Source organism: Kitasatospora sp. NPDC058218, from assembly GCF_042882445.1.
GTDB lineage: Bacteria > Actinomycetota > Actinomycetes > Streptomycetales > Streptomycetaceae > Kitasatospora.
Genome location: NZ_JBHVWC010000015.1, coordinates 132556 through 150208, shown reverse-complemented (window position 1 = coordinate 150208; position 17653 = coordinate 132556). Strand labels below are relative to the sequence as shown.

Genomic DNA, 17653 nt, shown 5'->3' with positions numbered 1-17653 from the left:
CGGTTACATTCCGAACCCGGAAGCTAAGCCTCACAGCGCCGATGGTACTGCAGGGGGGACCCTGTGGGAGAGTAGGACGCCGCCGAACAATCATTCCAAAAAGACCCCCTCCCGTTCGGGAGGGGGTCTTTTTGCGTTAACGTCTCTGCCAGCACAACCCGCTCGGTGGAGAGGCGCGAACCGTTGCAGAACCTGACCCTGACCTGGCAGTCCGCCGGGGGCGCCGCGGTCGCTCTCTACGGGGGCGCGTACGCGGCCTCCCGGGTGCGGCGCGCGCCGCTGTCGGCGTTGCTGCGGGAGGCCGGCACCCTGCTGGCGCTGTTCGCGCTCTGGCAGCTGGTCGGGCATCTTTCCCTGATGAGCGCCGAGCACGCGCTGGACCGGGCGAGCTGGATCCACCGGACTGAGCTCGCGGTCGGGCTGCCGGACGAGGCGTCGTGGCAGGCGGCCGTGACGTCCTGCCCGGCGGTGGTGAAGGCGGCGAACTACTACTACGCCGCCATGCACTTCACGGTGATGATCGCGGTTCTGCTCTGGGTCTTCGTACGTCACCGGGCCCGCTACGCGTGGGTGCGGAACACGGTCGTGATCACGACGGCGATCTGCCTGGCGGTGCAGTTCATCCCGGTGGCGCCGCCCCGGATGCTGCCGCAGGAGGGGTTCGTGGACGTCGCGGCGGAGTACGGGCAGTCGGTGTACGGCGGCACGGTCGGCGGGATGGTCAAGGTCGCCCAGCTGTCGGCGATGCCCTCGGTGCACGTGGCCTGGTGCGTTCTGGCGGCGGTGGCGGTGATCAAGGTGTCGCGGAGCCCGCTGCGCTGGTTGGTGGTGCTGCACCCGGTGGTGACCGTCGCGGTCGTGGTGGTCACGGCCAACCACTTCTGGGCGGACGGCCTGGTGGCTGTGGTGATCCTGCTCTTCGCGTACGCCGTCCAGGCGGGCTACGGCCGCTGGCGTGGCCGTCGGGCGGCCGTCCGTCCTGATGCCGCGGTGGCCGATGCCCGGGCGGGGGAGCACGTCACCACCGGCAGGTGACCGCAGGCGCGGTGCGAACGGCCCGACCGCCCGGACCGTACGACAGGCCGGTGGGCCGGACCTCCCCACCCGGGGAGGTCCGGCCCACCGGCGTCGCGGCGTCGGACGTTACTTGACCGGCAGTGCGGCCCGGCCCCACGCGCTGTTGGTCAGTGCCGCGGTGGCCCAGTACCAGGCGACCAGCCCGGAGGCCGCGGCGACCCAGCCGGCGAACTTGGCGAGGCCGCCGGAGGTGCTGAAGGTCGCGATGGCGGAGAGCACCAGGGAGACGGTCAGCAGGCCGTACACCGCGCGGCTGAACAGGCCGGCGTTCCAGCCGGCGGCGGTGAGGGTGAGCGCCAGCAGGGCCCAGATGAGCAGGAACAGGCCCGCCGCGTTCTTGCCGGCCCCGCCGGCGGCCGACCAGGTGGCCCAGAAGGCGCCGAGGCTGGTGAACGCCGTTCCGGTGAAGCCCTCGCCGTTGCGGAGCTGCCAGATGCCGGCGATGAACAGGGTGAGGCCGCCGAGGAGGTGGGCGAGATGGGCGGAGTCCCCGACCCCGGTGCCACTGAAGATGCCAGTGGAGAGGAGGCCGTAGGCGAGGAGAGTCAGGCCGAGGGCGAGGTAACCGAGGTTCCCCGCGTCGGCTCCGGTGGAGCGGGCGTTCTGTGCCCCGGTAGCGTCGTTGCTCACCGGAGGCTCCTTTCACTCTGGGCGCGCGCAGGGCGCTGTGAACCGCTGAGGATGTTCGATGAGGTGGATGCGCGCGACCGCGCCGAGGGCGCACGACAGGAGCGTGCGACGGCTGCGGTCAGAATGATGGGCCAGCGGAAGAACTGCTGGTCGTGTCCCCGCCGGGGGATTCCCCGGTGAGATCGGTGTACCCGGCCGAACTGGCTTGTACCCTTGTGAATCGCACAATTTGTGGCGTCGTCAGCTGTGGAACGCTCACGGGCGGCCAGCTGTGGGCGCCCGGCGGACACAGCCGTTCGACCATGGAGGCGCTCGACCACGGAACCGTCGGCCACGCGGCGGGTCGACGGTCGCAGCGCGCGGCCCGCCGACCGCGGGGCCCGGTCAGCCCGGGCGCTGGGTGGGTACGCGCAGCGTGAGGATCGCCATGTCGTCGGACGGCGGCTCCGGGGCGAAGCGTTCGACGGCCCGCTGTACCCGCAGGGCGACCGCGCCGGCGGTCAGCCCGGTACAGCCGGTGAGCACCTCGGCCAGGCCGTCGTCGCCCAGCATCCGCCGCCCCTCACGGCGTTCGGTCACGCCGTCGGTGACGCAGAGCAGAACCTCGCCCGGAGCGAGCACCAAGTGCTCGGCGGTCAGGTCGAGTTCCTCCATCACCCCGAGCAGCGGCTGCGGAGTGGCGGCCCGGTCGACCTGGCCGTCGGTGCGCAGCCGCAGCGGCAGCGGGTGGCCGGCGCAGACCATCGACAGCTCGGTGCTGCCGTCCGGCCGGGGCGTGAGCTCGCCGTAGAGCAGGGTGAGGAAGCGGCTGCGCGAACCCTCGTCCAGGATGGCCGCGTTGAGCCGGCTGAGGACCTGTGGGGCGTCCAGGCCCTCGCGGGCGAGCAGGCGCAGCGAGTGCCGGGCCAGACCGGTGACGGAGGCGGCCTCGGGGCCGGTGCCGCAGACGTCGCCGATGGCGAAGCCGTAGGTGCCCTCGCGGATGGTGAAGAGGTCGTAGAAGTCGCCGCCGACCTCGTTGCCCTCGCCGGCGGCCTGGTAGTAGACGTCCACCTCGACGCCCGGGATCTCGGGCAGGTCCGGCGGGAGCAGGCTGCGTTGCAGCGCCTGGCTGGTGGCGGTGCGCTCGGAGTAGAGGCGGGAGTTGTCGAGCGCGAGGGCGGCGCGGCGGGAGAGGTCCTCGGCCAGTTCCAGGATCTCCTGGCGGAATCTCACGCCGGCCGGGACGCCGAGGGCGAGCAGGCCGATGACCCGGTTGCGGGCGGCCAGCGGCAGGACGACCGTCTCGCCGAGCAGGCCGGAGAGTTCGGGGTTCTCGGTCAGTCCGCTGGCCCGGGCGGTCTCGGCCGGGGCCGCCCAGAAGCGGGCGCCGTGGGTGGGCCCGGAGTCCGGGGCGGCGGTCTTGTCGAGCAGGTCGCGCAGCGGGTCGATGCGGTCCTCGTCCTCGTGCAGCACGAAGGCGAGGGAGGCCGGGGCGCCGTGGTCGCCGTTGGTGTAGACGGCGCACCAGGAGGCGAGGGTGGGGACGGCCATCTGGGCCATCAGGGCGAGCGTCTGCTCGTGCTCCAGGGTGCCGGCCAGCAGGTCGGAGGCCTCGACCAGGAAGGAGAGCGAGCCGCGGCGCAGCCGTTCGAGCTCGGTGAGCCGGGTGCTCTCGATGGCCAGGGCGACCCGGTCGGCGGCGAACTGCAGGCGCAGCGCGTCCTCGTTGTCGTAGCGGCCGGGCACGGCGGTGGCGATGCCCAGTGAGCCGATCAGCCGGCCCTCGACCTTGAGCGGGACGGTGAGCAGTGAGCGCATGCCGCTGCCACTGAGCACCGGCAGGCCGGTGGGTCGGGTGGCGAGGTCCTCGTGGACGGACGGCAGGCGGGCGGAGTCGTAGCGGTTGCCGGTGTCGACGGGGAAGCGGGTGTGGCGGCGGTGTCCGGCGGTGAGGCCGGTGGCGGCGCGGACCTCGAACTCGGTCTCGTCGTCGGTGGTCAGCAGCAGGTAGGCGGCGTCGCCGTCGAGCAGGTCGCGGGCGCGTTCGACGGTGCGCTGGAGCAGGGTGTCCAGGTCGTCGGTGGCGGCGGGGCCGGCGAGGAGGTCGAGCCGGGAGCCGGTCGGGTCGGGCTTGTCGCCGGGCAGGGCCCGGGCGGGGGAGCGGAGCACCGCGCGGTCGGGTTCGAGGACGAGCAGGCAGAGCGTGGAGGGGATGCCCTCGGTGTCGCGGATGCGGACCTGCAGGCCGTAGACCTCGGTGGTCCGGCCGTCGGCGTGGCGCAGGCCGTAGCTGCCCTCCCAGCGGGCCAGCCGCAGCGTGGCGGCCAGGCCGAGCCCCGTCCCGGGGCCCTGCGGCCAGACGGCGAGGTCGGCCCAGGGACGGCCGAGCACGGTGTCGGCGGGGTGCTGGAACAGGGCCTCGGCGTCCGGGTTCCAGGCGAGTACGCGGCCGTCGTCGTCGAGCTGGACCACCGCGACGTGGACCGGGCCGGCGCTGCTGGGCAGCTCGCTGCCCGGGGTGGCGGGGACGGCGTAACGGGTGCCGGTGACGTGCGCGGGCAGGGCGAGGCGGAACCAGACGGTCTTGCGGCCGGCGGAGTACTCGACGCCCCAGCGTTCGGCGAGGGCGGAGCACATCAGCAGGCCGCGGCCGCCCTCGCCGTCGGGGTCGGCGTAGCGGTCGGAGGCGGTGACGGGGACGTCGGCGAAGGACGGTAGACCGCGTTCGGGGTGGTGGTCGGTGACCTCGATCCGGACGGTGCCCTCCTCGCGCAGGCAACAGACCTCGGCGGCGGTGCCGGCGTGCACGACGGCGTTGGTGACGAGTTCGCTGACCAGCACCACGGCGTCGTCGACGATTTCGGGCAGGCCCCAGCCCAGCAGCGCGTCCCGGACGAAGGAGCGGGCGGCCGAGGCCGACCGGCCGACGGGTTCGAAGGTGGCGGCTGCGCGCGCGGTGACCACGTTGCCACTTCTCCTCTGCTCTGGCCTTGGCTGTCCGGGTGCGGCGCCGACTTCCCCGTGCGCGCCGGCGGGGTGAGCGGCGGCGCTGGGTCGGGTCGTGGCCCGGTGCAGCGCTCCACCCTACTTTCCGGTTGGTTCCCCGTGGGGGCGGGGCGCCGAAACAGGCACCTGAGGGTGATTCTGCCCACCTGTTTCGGTCGGGGCGGTACCAACCGAGCGCAACCGGCCGTATACCCGGCGCCAGTGCTGCCAGACTGGGGGGTCCGTGACGCCCGTGGGAGCAGTACGGTCGATGCGGGTTCCGGTGGGCCGCGAGGTCACCGGGACGCTGTTTGCGCCGGGCCGGTGCGGCTTCGCGCCCCGAAAACGGGGCACTGAGGTCACCGGACAGTTCACGATCTGGGAGGGGCCCGTTGAGTTCGGCCACCAAGGACGCAACCGGTACGACGCCGCCCGCCCAGCGTGGTGTGCGGTCCGGGGCCGCGCCGCGGAGCGCGGCCGGCCGGCGAGCGAACCACAGCCGCGGGGCGGAGCCGGCCGAGCTGCGCAAGTTGCTGGCCGCGCTGACCGCGATGCGCGACGGCAACTTCCGGCGCCGACTGACCGTGCCGGGCGACGGTCCGCTGGCCGAGATCGCCGCGGTGTTCAACGAGGTCGCCGAGCGGAACCAGCACCTGACCGGTGAACTGGCCAGGGTCCGGCGGGCGGTGGGCCGCGAGGGCCGGCTCAACGAGCGGCTGGAGACGGGCGCCGGCGAGGGCGCCTGGATGGCGGCCGTCGACAACTGCAACGCGCTGATCGACGACCTGGCGCGGCCGATGGCCGAGGTGGGCCGGGTGCTGGCGTCGATCGCCGAGGGCGACCTGGACCAGAAGATGGAGCTGCGCTCGCTGCACAGCAACGGGGTGAGCCACCCGCTGCGCGGCGAGTACCTGAAGATCGGCCGGACGGTCAACGGGCTGGTGGACCAGCTGTCGGAGTTCACCGACGAGGTGACCCGGGTGGCCCGCGAGGTCGGCACCGAGGGCAAGCTGGGCGGCCAGGCCAAGGTGCGCAGCGTCTCGGGCAGTTGGAAGGACCTGGCGGACTCGGTCAACACGATGGCCGGCCGGCTGACCGCGCAGGTGCGCAACATCGCGCAGGTGACGACGGCGGTGGCCAAGGGCGACCTGTCGCGCAAGGTCACGGTCGAGGTGGCCGGTGAGATGCTCGAGCTGAAGAACACCGTGAACACCATGGTGGACCAGCTCAACGGGTTCGCCGCGCAGGTCACCCGCGTCGCCCGGGACGTGGGGACGGAGGGCCGCCTCGGCGGTCAGGCACAGGTGCCCGGTGTCGCGGGGGTCTGGCGGGACCTCACCGACTCGGTGAACTTCATGGCCGACAACCTCACCGGCCAGGTGCGCAACATCGCGCAGGTGACGACGGCGGTGGCGCGCGGAGACCTCTCGCAGAAGATCGAGGTGGACGCGCGGGGCGAGATCCTGGAGCTGAAGAACACCATCAACACGATGGTGGACCAGCTCTCCGGCTTCGCCGAGCAGGTGACCCGGGTGGCCCGCCAGGTCGGTACCGAGGGCCGCCTCGGCGGTCAGGCGCAGGTGCCGGGCGCGGCCGGGGTCTGGCGGGACCTCACCGACAACGTCAACTTCATGGCGAACAACCTCACCGATCAGGTGCGCAACATCGCGCAGGTGACGACGGCGGTGGCCAAGGGCGACCTGTCGCAGAAGATCCAGGTGGACGCGCGGGGCGAGATCCTGGAGCTGAAGAACACCATCAACACGATGGTGGACCAGCTGGGGGCCTTCGCGGACGAGGTGACCAGAGTCGCCCGGGACGTCGGTACCGAGGGCATCCTCGGGGGTCAGGCGAGCGTGCCGGGGGTCTCCGGCACCTGGAAGGACCTGACCAACAGCGTCAACCTGATGGCCAACAACCTGACCAGCCAGGTCCGCAACATCGCGGAGGTGACCACGGCGGTCGCGCGCGGGGACGTCTCCAAGAAGATCACCGTCGACGCCCGCGGCGAGATCCTGGAGCTGGTCACCACCGTCAACACCATGGTCGACCAGCTCTCGGCGTTCGCCGACGAGGTGACCAGGGTGGCGCGCGAGGTGGGCACCGAGGGCATCCTGGGCGGCCAGGCCCGGGTGCGCGGGGTGTCGGGCATCTGGAAGGACCTGACCGACAACGTCAACTTCATGGCGTCCAACCTGACCAGTCAGGTGCGCAACATCGCCGAGGTGGCCACCGCGGTGGCCAGCGGTGACCTCTCCAAGAAGATCACCATCGAGGCGCAGGGCGAGGTGGCGGCGCTGGCCGGCACCCTGAACACGATGGTCGACCAGCTGTCCGCCTTCGCGGTGGAGGTGACCAGGGTGGCCCGCGAGGTGGGCACCGACGGCATCCTGGGCGGCCAGGCCGGGGTGCCGGGTGTGGCCGGCATCTGGAAGGACCTGACCGACAACGTCAACCTGATGGCGAACAACCTGACCGGTCAGGTCCGCAACATCGCGCTGGTGATCACTGCGGTGGCCCGCGGCGACCTCTCGCAGAAGATCGACGTGGACGCGCGCGGCGAGATCCTGGAGCTCAAGACCAGCATCAACATCATGGTCGACCAGCTGGGGTCGTTCGCCGACGAGGTGACCCGGGTGGCCCGCGAGGTCGGCACCGACGGGCGGCTCGGCGGACAGGCCCGGGTGCCCGGGGTCGACGGCACCTGGCAGGACCTCACCGAGTCGGTGAACGAGCTGGCCAACAACCTGACCCGGCAGGTGCGCGCGATCGCCCAGGTCGCCACTGCGGTGACCAGGGGCGACCTCTCGCTGCGGATCGACGTGGACGCCTCCGGTGAGCTCGACGAGCTCAAGGACAACATCAACCAGATGATCGCCAACCTGCGCGAGACCACCCGGACCAACCAGGAGCAGGACTGGTTGAAGACCAACCTGGCCCGGATCTCCGGTCTGCTGCAGGGCCGCCGCGACCTGGAGGCGGTCGCCTCGCTGATCATGACCGAGCTGACGCCGGTGGTCTCGGCCCAGCACGGCGCCTTCTTCCTGGCCCAGCCGGCCGGCCGCACAGCCGAACTGATCACCGAGGACGACGACGAGAACGACACCGTGCTGCGGCTGATCGGCAGCTACGGCTACCAGCGACGGGCGATGCCGACCACCTTCCGGCCCGGCGAGTCGCTGATCGGCCAGGCCGCGGTGGAGAAGCGCTCGATCATCCTCAAGGAGGCCCCGCCCGGGTACCTGAAGATCGCCTCGGGCCTCGGGGAGGCCTCGCCGGCCCACATCGTGGTGCTGCCGGTGCTGTTCGAGGGCCGGCTGCTGGGCGTGATCGAGCTGGCCACCTTCAGTTCCTTCACCACCGTCGCGCTGGACTTCCTCAACCAGATCGCCGATCTGATCGGTGTCACGGTCAACACCATCAGCGTCAACACCAAGACCGAGGGCCTGCTGCTGGAGTCCCAGCGGCTCACCGCCGAACTCTCCATGCGATCGGCCGAGTTGGAGGCGCGCCAGGAGGAACTGGAGCGGACCAACGAGGAGCTGCAGGAGAAGGCCGAGCAACTGGCCCAGCAGAACCGCGACATCGAGATCAAGAACAGTGAGATCGAGGAGGCCCGGCAGGTCCTGGAGGAGCGCGCCGAGCAGCTCGCCCTGGCCTCCCGCTACAAGAGCGAGTTCCTCGCCAACATGTCCCACGAGCTGCGCACCCCGCTCAACTCGCTGCTGATCCTGGCCAAGCTGCTCTCCGACAACAACGAGGGCAACCTCTCGCCCAAGCAGGTCGAGTTCGCCGACACCATCCACGGCGCCGGGTCCGACCTGCTCCAGCTGATCAACGACATCCTGGACCTCTCCAAGGTCGAGGCCGGCAAGATGGACGTCCGCCCGGCCCGGATCGCCCTGGTCCAGCTGGTCGACTACGTCGAGGCCACCTTCCAGCCGGTCGCGCTGGACAAGAACCTGGACTTCTCCGTGCGGGTCTCGTCGGCGCTGCCGGTCACCCTGCACACCGACGAGCAGCGGCTCCAGCAGGTGCTGCGCAACCTGATCTCCAACGCGGTCAAGTTCACGGACTCCGGCGCGGTGGACTTCTCGATCAGTCCGGCCGGCCCCGACGTCCCGCAGCACGTCCGGGAGCGGCTGCTGGAGGCCGGCGCGATCCAGGGCCCGGACGACCCGCTGATCGCCTTCTCGGTCTCCGACACGGGCATCGGCATCCCGGAGAACAAGCTGCGGGAGATCTTCGAGGCCTTCAAGCAGGCCGACGGCACCACCAGCCGCAAGTACGGCGGCACCGGTCTCGGGCTCTCGATCAGCCGGGAGATCGCCCGCTTGCTCGGCGGCGAGATCCACGCCGAGAGCGAGCTGGGCACGGGCTCCACGTTCACCCTCTACCTGCCGCTGCGCACCGAGGGCGGGGAGGTCGCGCCGCAGTCCGCGCCGAACGTCCCGACGATCCGGGCCTCGGTCGGGGTCACCCCGGCCGGCACGCCCGTCCCGGTCGGCGAGAACCCGGCCGACCACTGGGCCCAGGAGGTCCGCGAACTCGCCGAGGAGCGCCGCCGCGGTGCCGTCGAGCGCCGTCGCGCCGCCCTGGAGGGGCCGGTCGAGGGCCGGCTTCCGGTCGGCGGCCAGGCGGCCCGCCAGCCCTCGCGGGTGGACACCCGCTTCGGCGGCGAGCAGGTGCTGATCGTGGACGACGACGTCCGCAACGTCTTCGCGCTCACCAGCGTCCTGGAGCAGCACGGCCTGACCGTCCTGTACGCCGAGAACGGCCGCGAGGGCATCGAGATGCTGGAGCAGCACGAGAACGTCGCGCTGGTCCTGATGGACATCATGATGCCGGAGATGGACGGGTACGCGACGACCGAGGCGATCCGCCGGATGCCGCAGTTCGCCGGGCTGCCGATCATCGCTCTGACGGCCAAGGCGATGAAGGGGGACCGGGAGAAGTCCCTGGAGGCCGGTGCCACCGACCACATCACCAAGCCGGTGGAGACCGACCACCTGCTGACGGTGATGCACGAGTGGCTGGCGGCGCGGAAGTCCTAGCGTCCCTCGCCGTCGAGCCGCTGGGCCGCCGGGCCGATGACGCGCGAAGCCGTCGCGCCGGCGCTCCCCGCGGCGCGGTGCTCCACCGAGCCGTGGGGGCGCGAACCCCGGAGCCCGCTCCGGGGTTCGCGCCTTTCGGGGCGCGGTTTGCTGGCGGGGAGGGCCGGGAACCCGGTAGGGTCACCGATCGTTGCGAACAGTGACCGGATGGCAACTCGCTGGTGAGCGTGCGCCGGGGCACTGCGTGCGCGTTGTCCCGGATCAGGTTGCGACGGGGCGATGTGCCGGGCGAGGGGGTGCGGCTAGCATGACCGGGGTAGTGGTGGGCAGTGTGCGAGTGCCTTCCCCAGGCAGGCAGGCGACAGGAGGGCGGGTCGTAATGCAGAAGGCGAAGATCCTCCTGGTCGACGACCGGCCGGAGAACCTGCTGGCGCTGGAGGCGATCCTCTCGGCGCTGGACCAGACGCTGGTGCGCGCGGTCTCCGGTGAGGAGGCGCTCAAGGCGCTGCTCACCGACGACTTCGCGGTGATCCTGCTGGACGTCCAGATGCCCGGGATGGACGGCTTCGAGACGGCCGCCCACATCAAGCGGCGCGAGCGCACCCGGGACATCCCGATCATCTTCCTGACCGCGATCAACCACGGGCCGCACCACACCTTCCGCGGCTACGCGGCGGGCGCGGTGGACTACATCTCCAAGCCCTTCGACCCGTGGGTGCTGCGCGCCAAGGTCTCCGTCTTCGTCGACCTCTACATGAAGAACTGCCAGCTCAAGGAGCAGGCCGCGCTGCTGCGACTCCAACTGGAGGCGGGCGGCGAGCAGCCGGCCATCGGCGGTGCGCTGCTCGGCGAGCTGTCGGCGCGGCTGGCATCGGTGGAGGAGCAGGCCGAGGCGCTCGTCAAGCAGCTGGACGGCACCGAGGACGGCGGGGTCGCGGCCACCGCGGTGCACCTGGAGCGCAAGCTGGCGGGCCTGCGGCGGGCGCTGGACGCGTTGCGCCCAGGGGTGGAGTAGCAGCGGTCCGGGATCGTCCGTCCGGGTGAAACCGGACCGGTGTGACGGTGTGTCTGCGACACGTCGGGGCACCCCGGCTCGGCGCATGGGCACAGGTGGTCGGCCCCGGTAGGCTGCTGAGCCATGGCCACACGTACGCCCGGAAGCGCGGCACGCAACTCGAGTCCGGGACCGTCCAAGAAGGCCGCGGCGAAGGCTCCGGCCAAGCCGGCCGCGAAGAAGGCGGCCGCCAAGAAGGCCGCCCCGGCGAAGAAGGCGGCGGCCAAGCCCGCGCCGCCCGCCCCACCGGCACCGAGGCCGATACTCTTCCGGGCCGTCCGGGCCGTCTGGCTCGGCCTGGCGCACGGGGTCGGCGCGGTCTTCCGCGGCTTCGGCGACGGTGCCAAGAACCTGGACCCGGCGCACCGCAAGGACGGCATCGGCCTGCTGCTGTTCGCGCTCGCGCTGGTCACCGCGGCCGGTACCTGGTTCAGCCCGCAGGGCTGGCTCGGCGAGGCGGCCACCAACGTGGTCTCCGGGCTCTTCGGCCGCCTGGACGTGCTGGTGCCGTTCCTGCTGGCGGCGGTCGCGGTCCGGCTGATGCGTCACCCGGAGCTGCCGGAGGCCAACGGGCGGATCATGATCGGTCTGAGCGCGCTGGTGGTCGGCGTGCTCGGTCTCGTCCACATCGGGTGCGGCGCGCCCATGATGGGCAGCGGCGCGACCCGGATAAGGGCGGCCGGCGGCATCGTCGGCTGGGCCGTCTCCACCCCGATGATGGCCGCCGCCGGACCGCCGCTCGCGGTGCCGCTGCTCCTGCTGCTGGCCTTCTTCGGCCTGCTGGTGACCACCGCCACCCCGGTCAACCGGATCCCCGAGCGGCTGCGCGCCGCCGGAGTGCGGCTCGGCGTGGTCGAGGCCGGCCCGCAGGACGCGCTCGCCGAGGGGCGTACGCCGGAGCGCGAGCTCTCCACCGAGCCGCCGGAGGACGCGGATCCCTCGGCGCTGCCGTTCACCGTGGACACCGACGGTGACACCCCGCAGGACGAGATCGCCGCCCGTCGGCGCCGCCGCCGGCGCAAGCAGCTGGACGACCCGGAGCTGTCCTCCGGCGTCCCCGACATGCTCGCGAAGGACCCGTTCACCAAGGAGCCGCAGGACCCGTACGCCACCCGGGACCTCGCCGCCGGCGCCGCCGCCGACCTGGACGGCGCGCTGGTCTACGGGGTGCCCGCCTCCTCGGCGGTGGCGGACATGATGCACCAGGTGCAGGACCGCACCGCCCCGCCGGAGGAGGCCGCGGTGCCGCCCGCCCGCAGCGGCGGCCAGCCGGCCCCCGAGGAGCACGGTCCGGCGCCGGCCCGGATGGAGCAGCTCCAGCTCTCCGGGGACATCACGTACGCGCTCCCCCCGCTCGACCTGCTGGAGCGCGGCGGTCCGGCGAAGGCCCGCAGCGCCCTCAACGACGAGGTGGTCGCCCAGCTCACGAGCACCTTCGCCGAGTTCAAGGTGGACGCCAAGGTCACCGGCTTCACCCGGGGGCCGACGGTCACCCGGTACGAGGTCGAGCTGGGCCCGGCCGTCAAGGTGGAGCGGATCACCGCGCTCGGCAAGAACATCGCGTACGCGGTGGCCAGCCCGGACGTGCGGATCATCAGCCCGATCCCGGGGAAGTCCGCGGTCGGCATCGAGATCCCCAACCGGGACCGCGAGATGGTCAACCTCGGGGACCTGCTGCGCTCGCGCACGGCCGCCGAGGACACCCATCCGATGGTGGTCGGCATGGGCAAGGACGTCGAGGGCCACACCGTGATGGCCAACCTCGCCAAGATGCCGCACATCCTGGTGGCCGGCGCGACCGGCGCCGGCAAGTCGTCGTGCATCAACTGCCTGATCACCTCGGTGCTGGCCCGGGCCACTCCGGACGAGGTGCGGATGGTGCTGGTCGACCCCAAGCGGGTCGAGCTGACCGCGTACGAGGGCATCCCGCACCTGATCACGCCGATCATCACCAATCCCAAGAAGGCCGCCGAGGCCCTCCAGTGGGTGGTGCGCGAGATGGACCTGCGCTACGACGACCTCGCCGCGTTCGGCTTCCGGCACGTGGACGACTTCAACGCGGCCGTGAAGGCCGGCAAGGTGACCGCGCCGCTGGGCAGCGAGCGCGAGCTGACCCCGTACCCGTACCTGCTGGTGATCGTCGACGAGCTGGCCGACCTGATGATGGTCGCCCCGCGCGACGTCGAGGACTCGGTGGTCCGGATCACCCAGCTGGCCCGGGCGGCCGGCATCCACCTGGTGCTGGCGACCCAGCGGCCCTCGGTGGACGTGGTCACCGGACTGATCAAGGCCAACGTGCCGTCCCGGCTGGCGTTCGCCACCTCGGCGATGGCCGACTCCCGGGTCATCCTGGACCAGCCCGGTGCGGAGAAGCTGATCGGCAAGGGCGACGCGCTCTTCCTCCCGATGGGTGCGAGCAAGGCGATCCGGATGCAGGGCGCGTTCGTCACCGAGGCGGAGATCGCCGCCGTGGTCCAGCACTGCAAGGACCAGCTGACGGCGGTCTACCGGGACGACGTGACGGTCGGCGGCGGGCCGAAGAAGGAGATCGACGAGGAGATCGGCGACGATCTGGACCTGCTGATCCAGGCCGCCGAGCTGGTCGTCTCCACCCAGTTCGGCTCCACCTCCATGCTCCAGCGCAAGCTGCGGGTCGGCTTCGCCAAGGCCGGCCGGCTGATGGACCTGATGGAGTCGCGCGGGATCGTCGGCCCGAGCGAGGGCTCCAAGGCCCGCGACGTCCTGGTGAAACCGGACGAGCTGGACGGGGTCATCGTCGGCATCCGCGGCTGACCGGCCGCACCGGACGAAGCGCGCCCCCGCGGGGGTGTTCACTCGTTCGGAGGAGGGTAGGCGCGGTGTGCGGAACCGATCGGACGTGCACCGCGTCACAGGGCGGAAGGAACGGCCTCGGTGAACGGCGGCCCCCGCCCTGACGGCCGCTCAGTGGCCGATCGGAACCCGAATCGGGCGGGCGTGCGCATTCGGTCCTGTTCCGCTTGAGAAACGCTCCGCCCCCGCCCCTAGACTGTTCTCCAGCAGGTGGCCATCCGCTCGAAAGGCGTGCCCCGTGACCATCGGCAAGTCCCCCGACCGCGAGAACGCCCCGTCGTCCGCCGAACTTCCCGGCGCCGCGGAGCACGCGACCGATGCCCCGAGCATCGGCCGGGTGCTGTCCGTCGCCCGGATCGACGCCGGACTCACGGTCGATCAGGTGAGTACCGCCACCCGGGTCCGGGTGCCGATCGTGCATGCCATCGAGGAGGACGACTTCGCCCGATGCGGTGGCGATTTCTACGCCCGTGGCCACATCCGCGCCATCGCCCGGGCGGTCGGCGTGGACGGCGAGGCGCTGGTCGCGCGCTACGACGCCGCGCACGGCGGCGCCCCCGCCGGCAAGCGGCCCACCCAGCTGATCGACAGCGGGCCGATCAAGGTGCCCGGCCGAGGCCGGCCGAACTGGACGGCCGCGATGGTGGCCGCGATCTTCGCGGTGGTCGCCCTGATCGGCTTCAACCTGGTGAGCGGGAAGACCGGCGGCTCGACCACCGGCTCCGCCAGCGCGCCGCTGCCCAGCGGCTCCGGCACCGGCTCGGTCGCCCCCGCCACCTCGCCGAGCGTCCAGCCGCCCGCCCCGGCGCCCAGCGCCGCGGCGATCGCGGCCGCACCGGCCGACAAGGTCACCGTGAAGCTGGTCGCCGAGAAGGACACCAGCTGGGTCTCGGCGCTGGACGGCAGCGGCAAGTCGCTCTTCCAGAACAACATCGAGGAAGGTCAGGACCAGACCTTCACCGACCCCAAGCAGATCAAGTTGGTGATCGGCAACGCGGGTGCCGTGCATGTGTACGTCAACGGCAAGGATCTCGGTCCGGCGGGGAAGAACGGCCAGGTGGTGCACGTCACGTACACCCCTGGCGACCCGCAGGCGGGCTGATCGCAGGGGTCGTGCGGCCCGGTGAAGATCTGGTAATCCGAGGCGCGCGGCCTCCGGGGCGAACGGCACCGGAGGCCGCGCGTTAATCTTGGCCCTATGCCTGAACGCCGTACTGTCGCCCTTGTCACGCTCGGATGCGCCCGCAACGAGGTGGACTCCGAGGAACTCGCCGGGCGACTGGAGGCCGATGGCTGGTTGCTGGTCGACGACGCAGCCGAAGCCGACGTCGCCGTCGTCAACACCTGCGGCTTCGTCGAGGCCGCCAAGAAGGACTCCGTCGACGCCCTGCTGGAGGCCAACGACCTCAAGGGGCACGGCCGCACCCAGGCCGTCGTCGCCGTCGGCTGCATGGCCGAGCGGTACGGCAAGGAGCTGGCCGACGCGCTGCCCGAGGCCGACGGCGTGCTCGGCTTCGACGACTACTCCGACATCTCCGACCGCCTGCAGACCATCCTCTCCGGCGGCCACCACGCCCCGCACATCCCGCGCGACCGCCGCAAGCTGCTGCCGCTGAGCCCGGTCGAGCGCCAGGCCGCCGCCGCCGAGGTCGCCCTCCCGGGTCACGGGGCCCCCGAGGACCTGCCCGAGGGCGTCGCCCCGGCCTCCGGGCCGCGCACCCTGCGCAAGCGGCTCGACGACAACCCGGTCGCCTCGGTGAAGCTCGCCTCGGGCTGCGACCGCCGGTGCTCCTTCTGCGCCATCCCCGCCTTCCGCGGTTCGTTCATCTCGCGCCGCCCCTCCGACGTGCTGCAGGAGGCCCAGTGGCTGGCCGCACAGGGCGTCCGTGAGGTGGTGCTGGTCAGCGAGAACAACACCTCCTACGGCAAGGACCTCGGCGACATCCGGCTGCTGGAGACGCTGCTCGGTGAGATCTCCGCGATCGAGGGCGTCGAGCGGGTCCGGGTCTCCTACCTGCAGCCGGCCGAGATGCGGCCCGGGCTGATCGACGCGATGACCGGCACCACCGACGTGGTGCCCTACTTCGACCTCTCGTTCCAGCACTCGGCGCCCGCGGTGCTGCGCCGGATGCGGCGGTTCGGCTCCACCGACCAGTTCCTGGAGCTGCTCGGGACCATCCGCGGCAAGGCCCCGCAGGCCGGCGCCCGCTCCAACTTCATCGTCGGCTTCCCCGGGGAGACCGAGGAGGACTTCGCCGAGCTGGAGCGGTTCGTCACGCACGCCGGCCTCGACGCGATCGGCGTCTTCGGCTACTCCGACGAGGACGGCACCGAGGCCGCGACCTACGAGGGCAAGCTGCCCGAGGACGTGGTGGCGGACCGGCTGAACCGGCTCTCCAGGCTCGCCGAGGAGATGACCGCCCAGCGGGCCGAGCAGCGGATCGGCACCGAGATCGAGGTGCTGATCGAATCGGTCGACGGCGACCTGGTCGAGGGCCGCGCCGCCCACCAGGCCCCCGAGACGGACGGCCTCACCACGCTCACCGGCGTGGAGGCCCCGGAGGTCGGCCGGTTCTACCGGGCCCGCGTGGTCGCCAGCGAGGGCGTCGACCTGGTCGCCGAGGCGCTGGAGCAGGTCCGGGTCCGCCAGGCCGTGGGAGCCGGGGAATGACCAAGGGGCCCGGCGCCCCGGCCGCGGCTCACCCGGGCAGACCGGCGGCCGCGGCGCCGCCGGCACCCGGGATCTGGAACATCGCGAACATGCTCACGATGCTCCGGCTGCTGCTGGTGCCGGTCTTCGTGGCGCTGCTCTTCGCCGACGGCGGCCACGACCCCAAGTGGCGCGCGGTGGCCTGGGCCTCGTTCGCCGTCGCGATGATCACCGACCTGTTCGACGGCGAGCTGGCCCGTCGCAAGGGCCTGGTCACCGACTTCGGGAAGATCGCCGACCCGATCGCCGACAAGGCGATCATGGGCTCGGCGCTGATCGGCCTCTCGGTGCTGGGCGACCTGCCGTGGTGGGTCACGATCGTCATCCTGGCCCGCGAGCTGGGCATCACCCTGATGCGGTTCTGGGTGATCCGGTACGGGGTCATCCCGGCCAGCCGGGGCGGCAAGCTGAAGACGCTCACCCAGGGCATCGCGGTCGGCATGTACGTGCTGGAGCTGACCGGCTGGCTGGCCACCGCCCGGGCCGTGCTGATGGCGCTGGCGGTGCTGCTGACCGTCGCGACCGCGCTGGACTACGTCGGGCAGGCGCTGCGCCTGCGCCGTGAGGGGCTGGCCGCGGAGCGCGCGGGCCGGTGAAGGAGGCGAACGGGGTGGGGTCCGGGGTGGACTACGAGCTGGCGCTGAAGGCGCACGCCGCACTGCGCGGGGAGGGCAGCACGGTGGCGGTCGCCGAGTCGCTCACGGGTGGGCTGCTGGCGGCCGCGCTGGTCGACGTCCCGGGGGCGTCCGCGACCTTCCGCGGGTCGGTCACCGCGTACGCGACCGCGCTGAAGGCCTCGGTGCTCGGCGTCGACGAGGGTCTGCTGGCCGTGCACGGGCCGGTCCACCCGCTGGTGGCCCGGCAGATGGCCGAGGGCGTGCGGCGGCTGCTGGGAGCCACGTACGGGCTCGCGACCACCGGGGTGGCCGGGCCGGAGCCCCAGGACGGGCAGCCGGTCGGCACCGTACACCTCGCGGTGGCCGGTCCGGGGGGAACTCTGGTCAGTTCGCCTCGGTTGTCGGGGGAGCGTGCCACAATCCGTCACGGGGCGGTGACCGCCGCCCTGGAGCTGCTCGTCGGGCGGCTTCCGTCCGGTGCGCCCACGCACTGACCTGCCGCTCACCCGCCGTGCCCACCGTGCACCGCTCGCCGCCGACGGCGTCGTCCCGACCCGATCCGGCCTCCGGGCGGACACCTCCGGGCGGATCTCCACCGAACCGAGATCTGCCGAACCGGCGTACGGGGATGAGCCGGCTGGAGGATCGTGTTACATCGGAGGTCCTGGTTGGGCAGAAACCAGGTGGCGAAAGAGTGGCGTGGCGGTGGCTC

General features: G+C 72.0%; 10 protein-coding genes and 1 rRNA gene. 9 read left to right on the top strand and 2 right to left on the bottom strand.

All coding sequences use genetic code 11. The features are described from left to right. Positions 1–88 (top strand): 5S ribosomal RNA (gene rrf, locus ACFVYI_RS12245); the annotation flags it as partial. Between the two features lie 95 nt (positions 89–183). Further along, complete coding sequence (locus ACFVYI_RS12240; RefSeq protein WP_387883923.1) at positions 184–1035, top strand: phosphatase PAP2 family protein; 852 nt, start codon at positions 184–186, stop codon at positions 1033–1035. A gap of 108 nt (positions 1036–1143) precedes the next feature. Here ACFVYI_RS12240 and ACFVYI_RS12235 read toward each other — a convergent pair whose 3' ends face one another. Together ACFVYI_RS12235 and ACFVYI_RS12230 are read right to left on the bottom strand one after the other, a co-directional pair. Then, positions 1144–1707 (bottom strand): acetate uptake transporter, encoded by a 564-nt coding sequence (locus tag ACFVYI_RS12235; RefSeq protein ID WP_387883920.1) that lies wholly within the window; start codon positions 1705–1707, stop codon positions 1144–1146. Between the two features lie 384 nt (positions 1708–2091). Then, positions 2092–4653, bottom strand: a complete 2562-nt coding sequence (locus ACFVYI_RS12230; RefSeq protein WP_387883918.1) for a SpoIIE family protein phosphatase — start codon at positions 4651–4653, stop codon at positions 2092–2094. A gap of 467 nt (positions 4654–5120) precedes the next feature. On the opposite strand from ACFVYI_RS12230, the gene ACFVYI_RS12225 reads away from it, so the two are divergent. From ACFVYI_RS12225 to ACFVYI_RS12195, 7 genes are all read left to right on the top strand, one after another. Continuing rightward, the gene (locus tag ACFVYI_RS12225) at positions 5121–9728 is read left to right on the top strand and encodes a HAMP domain-containing protein (RefSeq protein WP_387883946.1); all 4608 of its coding nucleotides are present in this window, start codon (positions 5121–5123) and stop codon (positions 9726–9728) included. Between the two features lie 379 nt (positions 9729–10107). Further along, positions 10108–10743, top strand: coding sequence for a two-component system response regulator (locus ACFVYI_RS12220; RefSeq protein WP_387883916.1), 636 nt, complete (start codon positions 10108–10110; stop codon positions 10741–10743). Positions 10744–10866: 123 nt separating this feature from the next. Next, on the top strand, positions 10867–13575 hold the full coding sequence (locus ACFVYI_RS12215; RefSeq protein ID WP_387883914.1) for a DNA translocase FtsK: 2709 nt from the start codon (positions 10867–10869) through the stop codon (positions 13573–13575). 277 nt (positions 13576–13852) lie between these two features. Then, on the top strand, positions 13853–14716 hold the full coding sequence (locus ACFVYI_RS12210) for a helix-turn-helix domain-containing protein (protein ID WP_387883911.1): 864 nt from the start codon (positions 13853–13855) through the stop codon (positions 14714–14716). Positions 14717–14812: 96 nt separating this feature from the next. Beyond that, positions 14813–16285, top strand: coding sequence for a 30S ribosomal protein S12 methylthiotransferase RimO (gene rimO, locus ACFVYI_RS12205; RefSeq protein WP_387883909.1), 1473 nt, complete (start codon positions 14813–14815; stop codon positions 16283–16285). After that, the gene (gene pgsA / locus ACFVYI_RS12200) at positions 16282–16920 is read left to right on the top strand and encodes a CDP-diacylglycerol--glycerol-3-phosphate 3-phosphatidyltransferase (RefSeq protein WP_387883906.1); all 639 of its coding nucleotides are present in this window, start codon (positions 16282–16284) and stop codon (positions 16918–16920) included. Before rimO ends, pgsA begins: the two co-directional genes overlap by 4 nt. 38 nt (positions 16921–16958) lie before the next feature. After that, positions 16959–17435: a CinA family protein gene (locus ACFVYI_RS12195; protein WP_387883943.1), complete on the top strand. Its 477-nt coding sequence runs from the start codon at positions 16959–16961 to the stop codon at positions 17433–17435. Positions 17436–17653 lie beyond the last annotated feature (218 nt).

What these genes read in the sequence shown, in the direction of transcription:
- ACFVYI_RS12220 (WP_387883916.1), top strand. Translation starts at nt 10,108, where the DNA reads ATGCAGAAGGCGAAGATCCTCCTGGTCGACGACCGGCCGGAGAACCTG.
- ACFVYI_RS12215 (WP_387883914.1), top strand. Translation starts at nt 10,867, where the DNA reads ATGGCCACACGTACGCCCGGAAGCGCGGCACGCAACTCGAGTCCGGGA.
- rimO (WP_387883909.1), top strand. Translation starts at nt 14,813, where the DNA reads ATGCCTGAACGCCGTACTGTCGCCCTTGTCACGCTCGGATGCGCCCGC.
- pgsA (WP_387883906.1), top strand. Translation starts at nt 16,282, where the DNA reads ATGACCAAGGGGCCCGGCGCCCCGGCCGCGGCTCACCCGGGCAGACCG.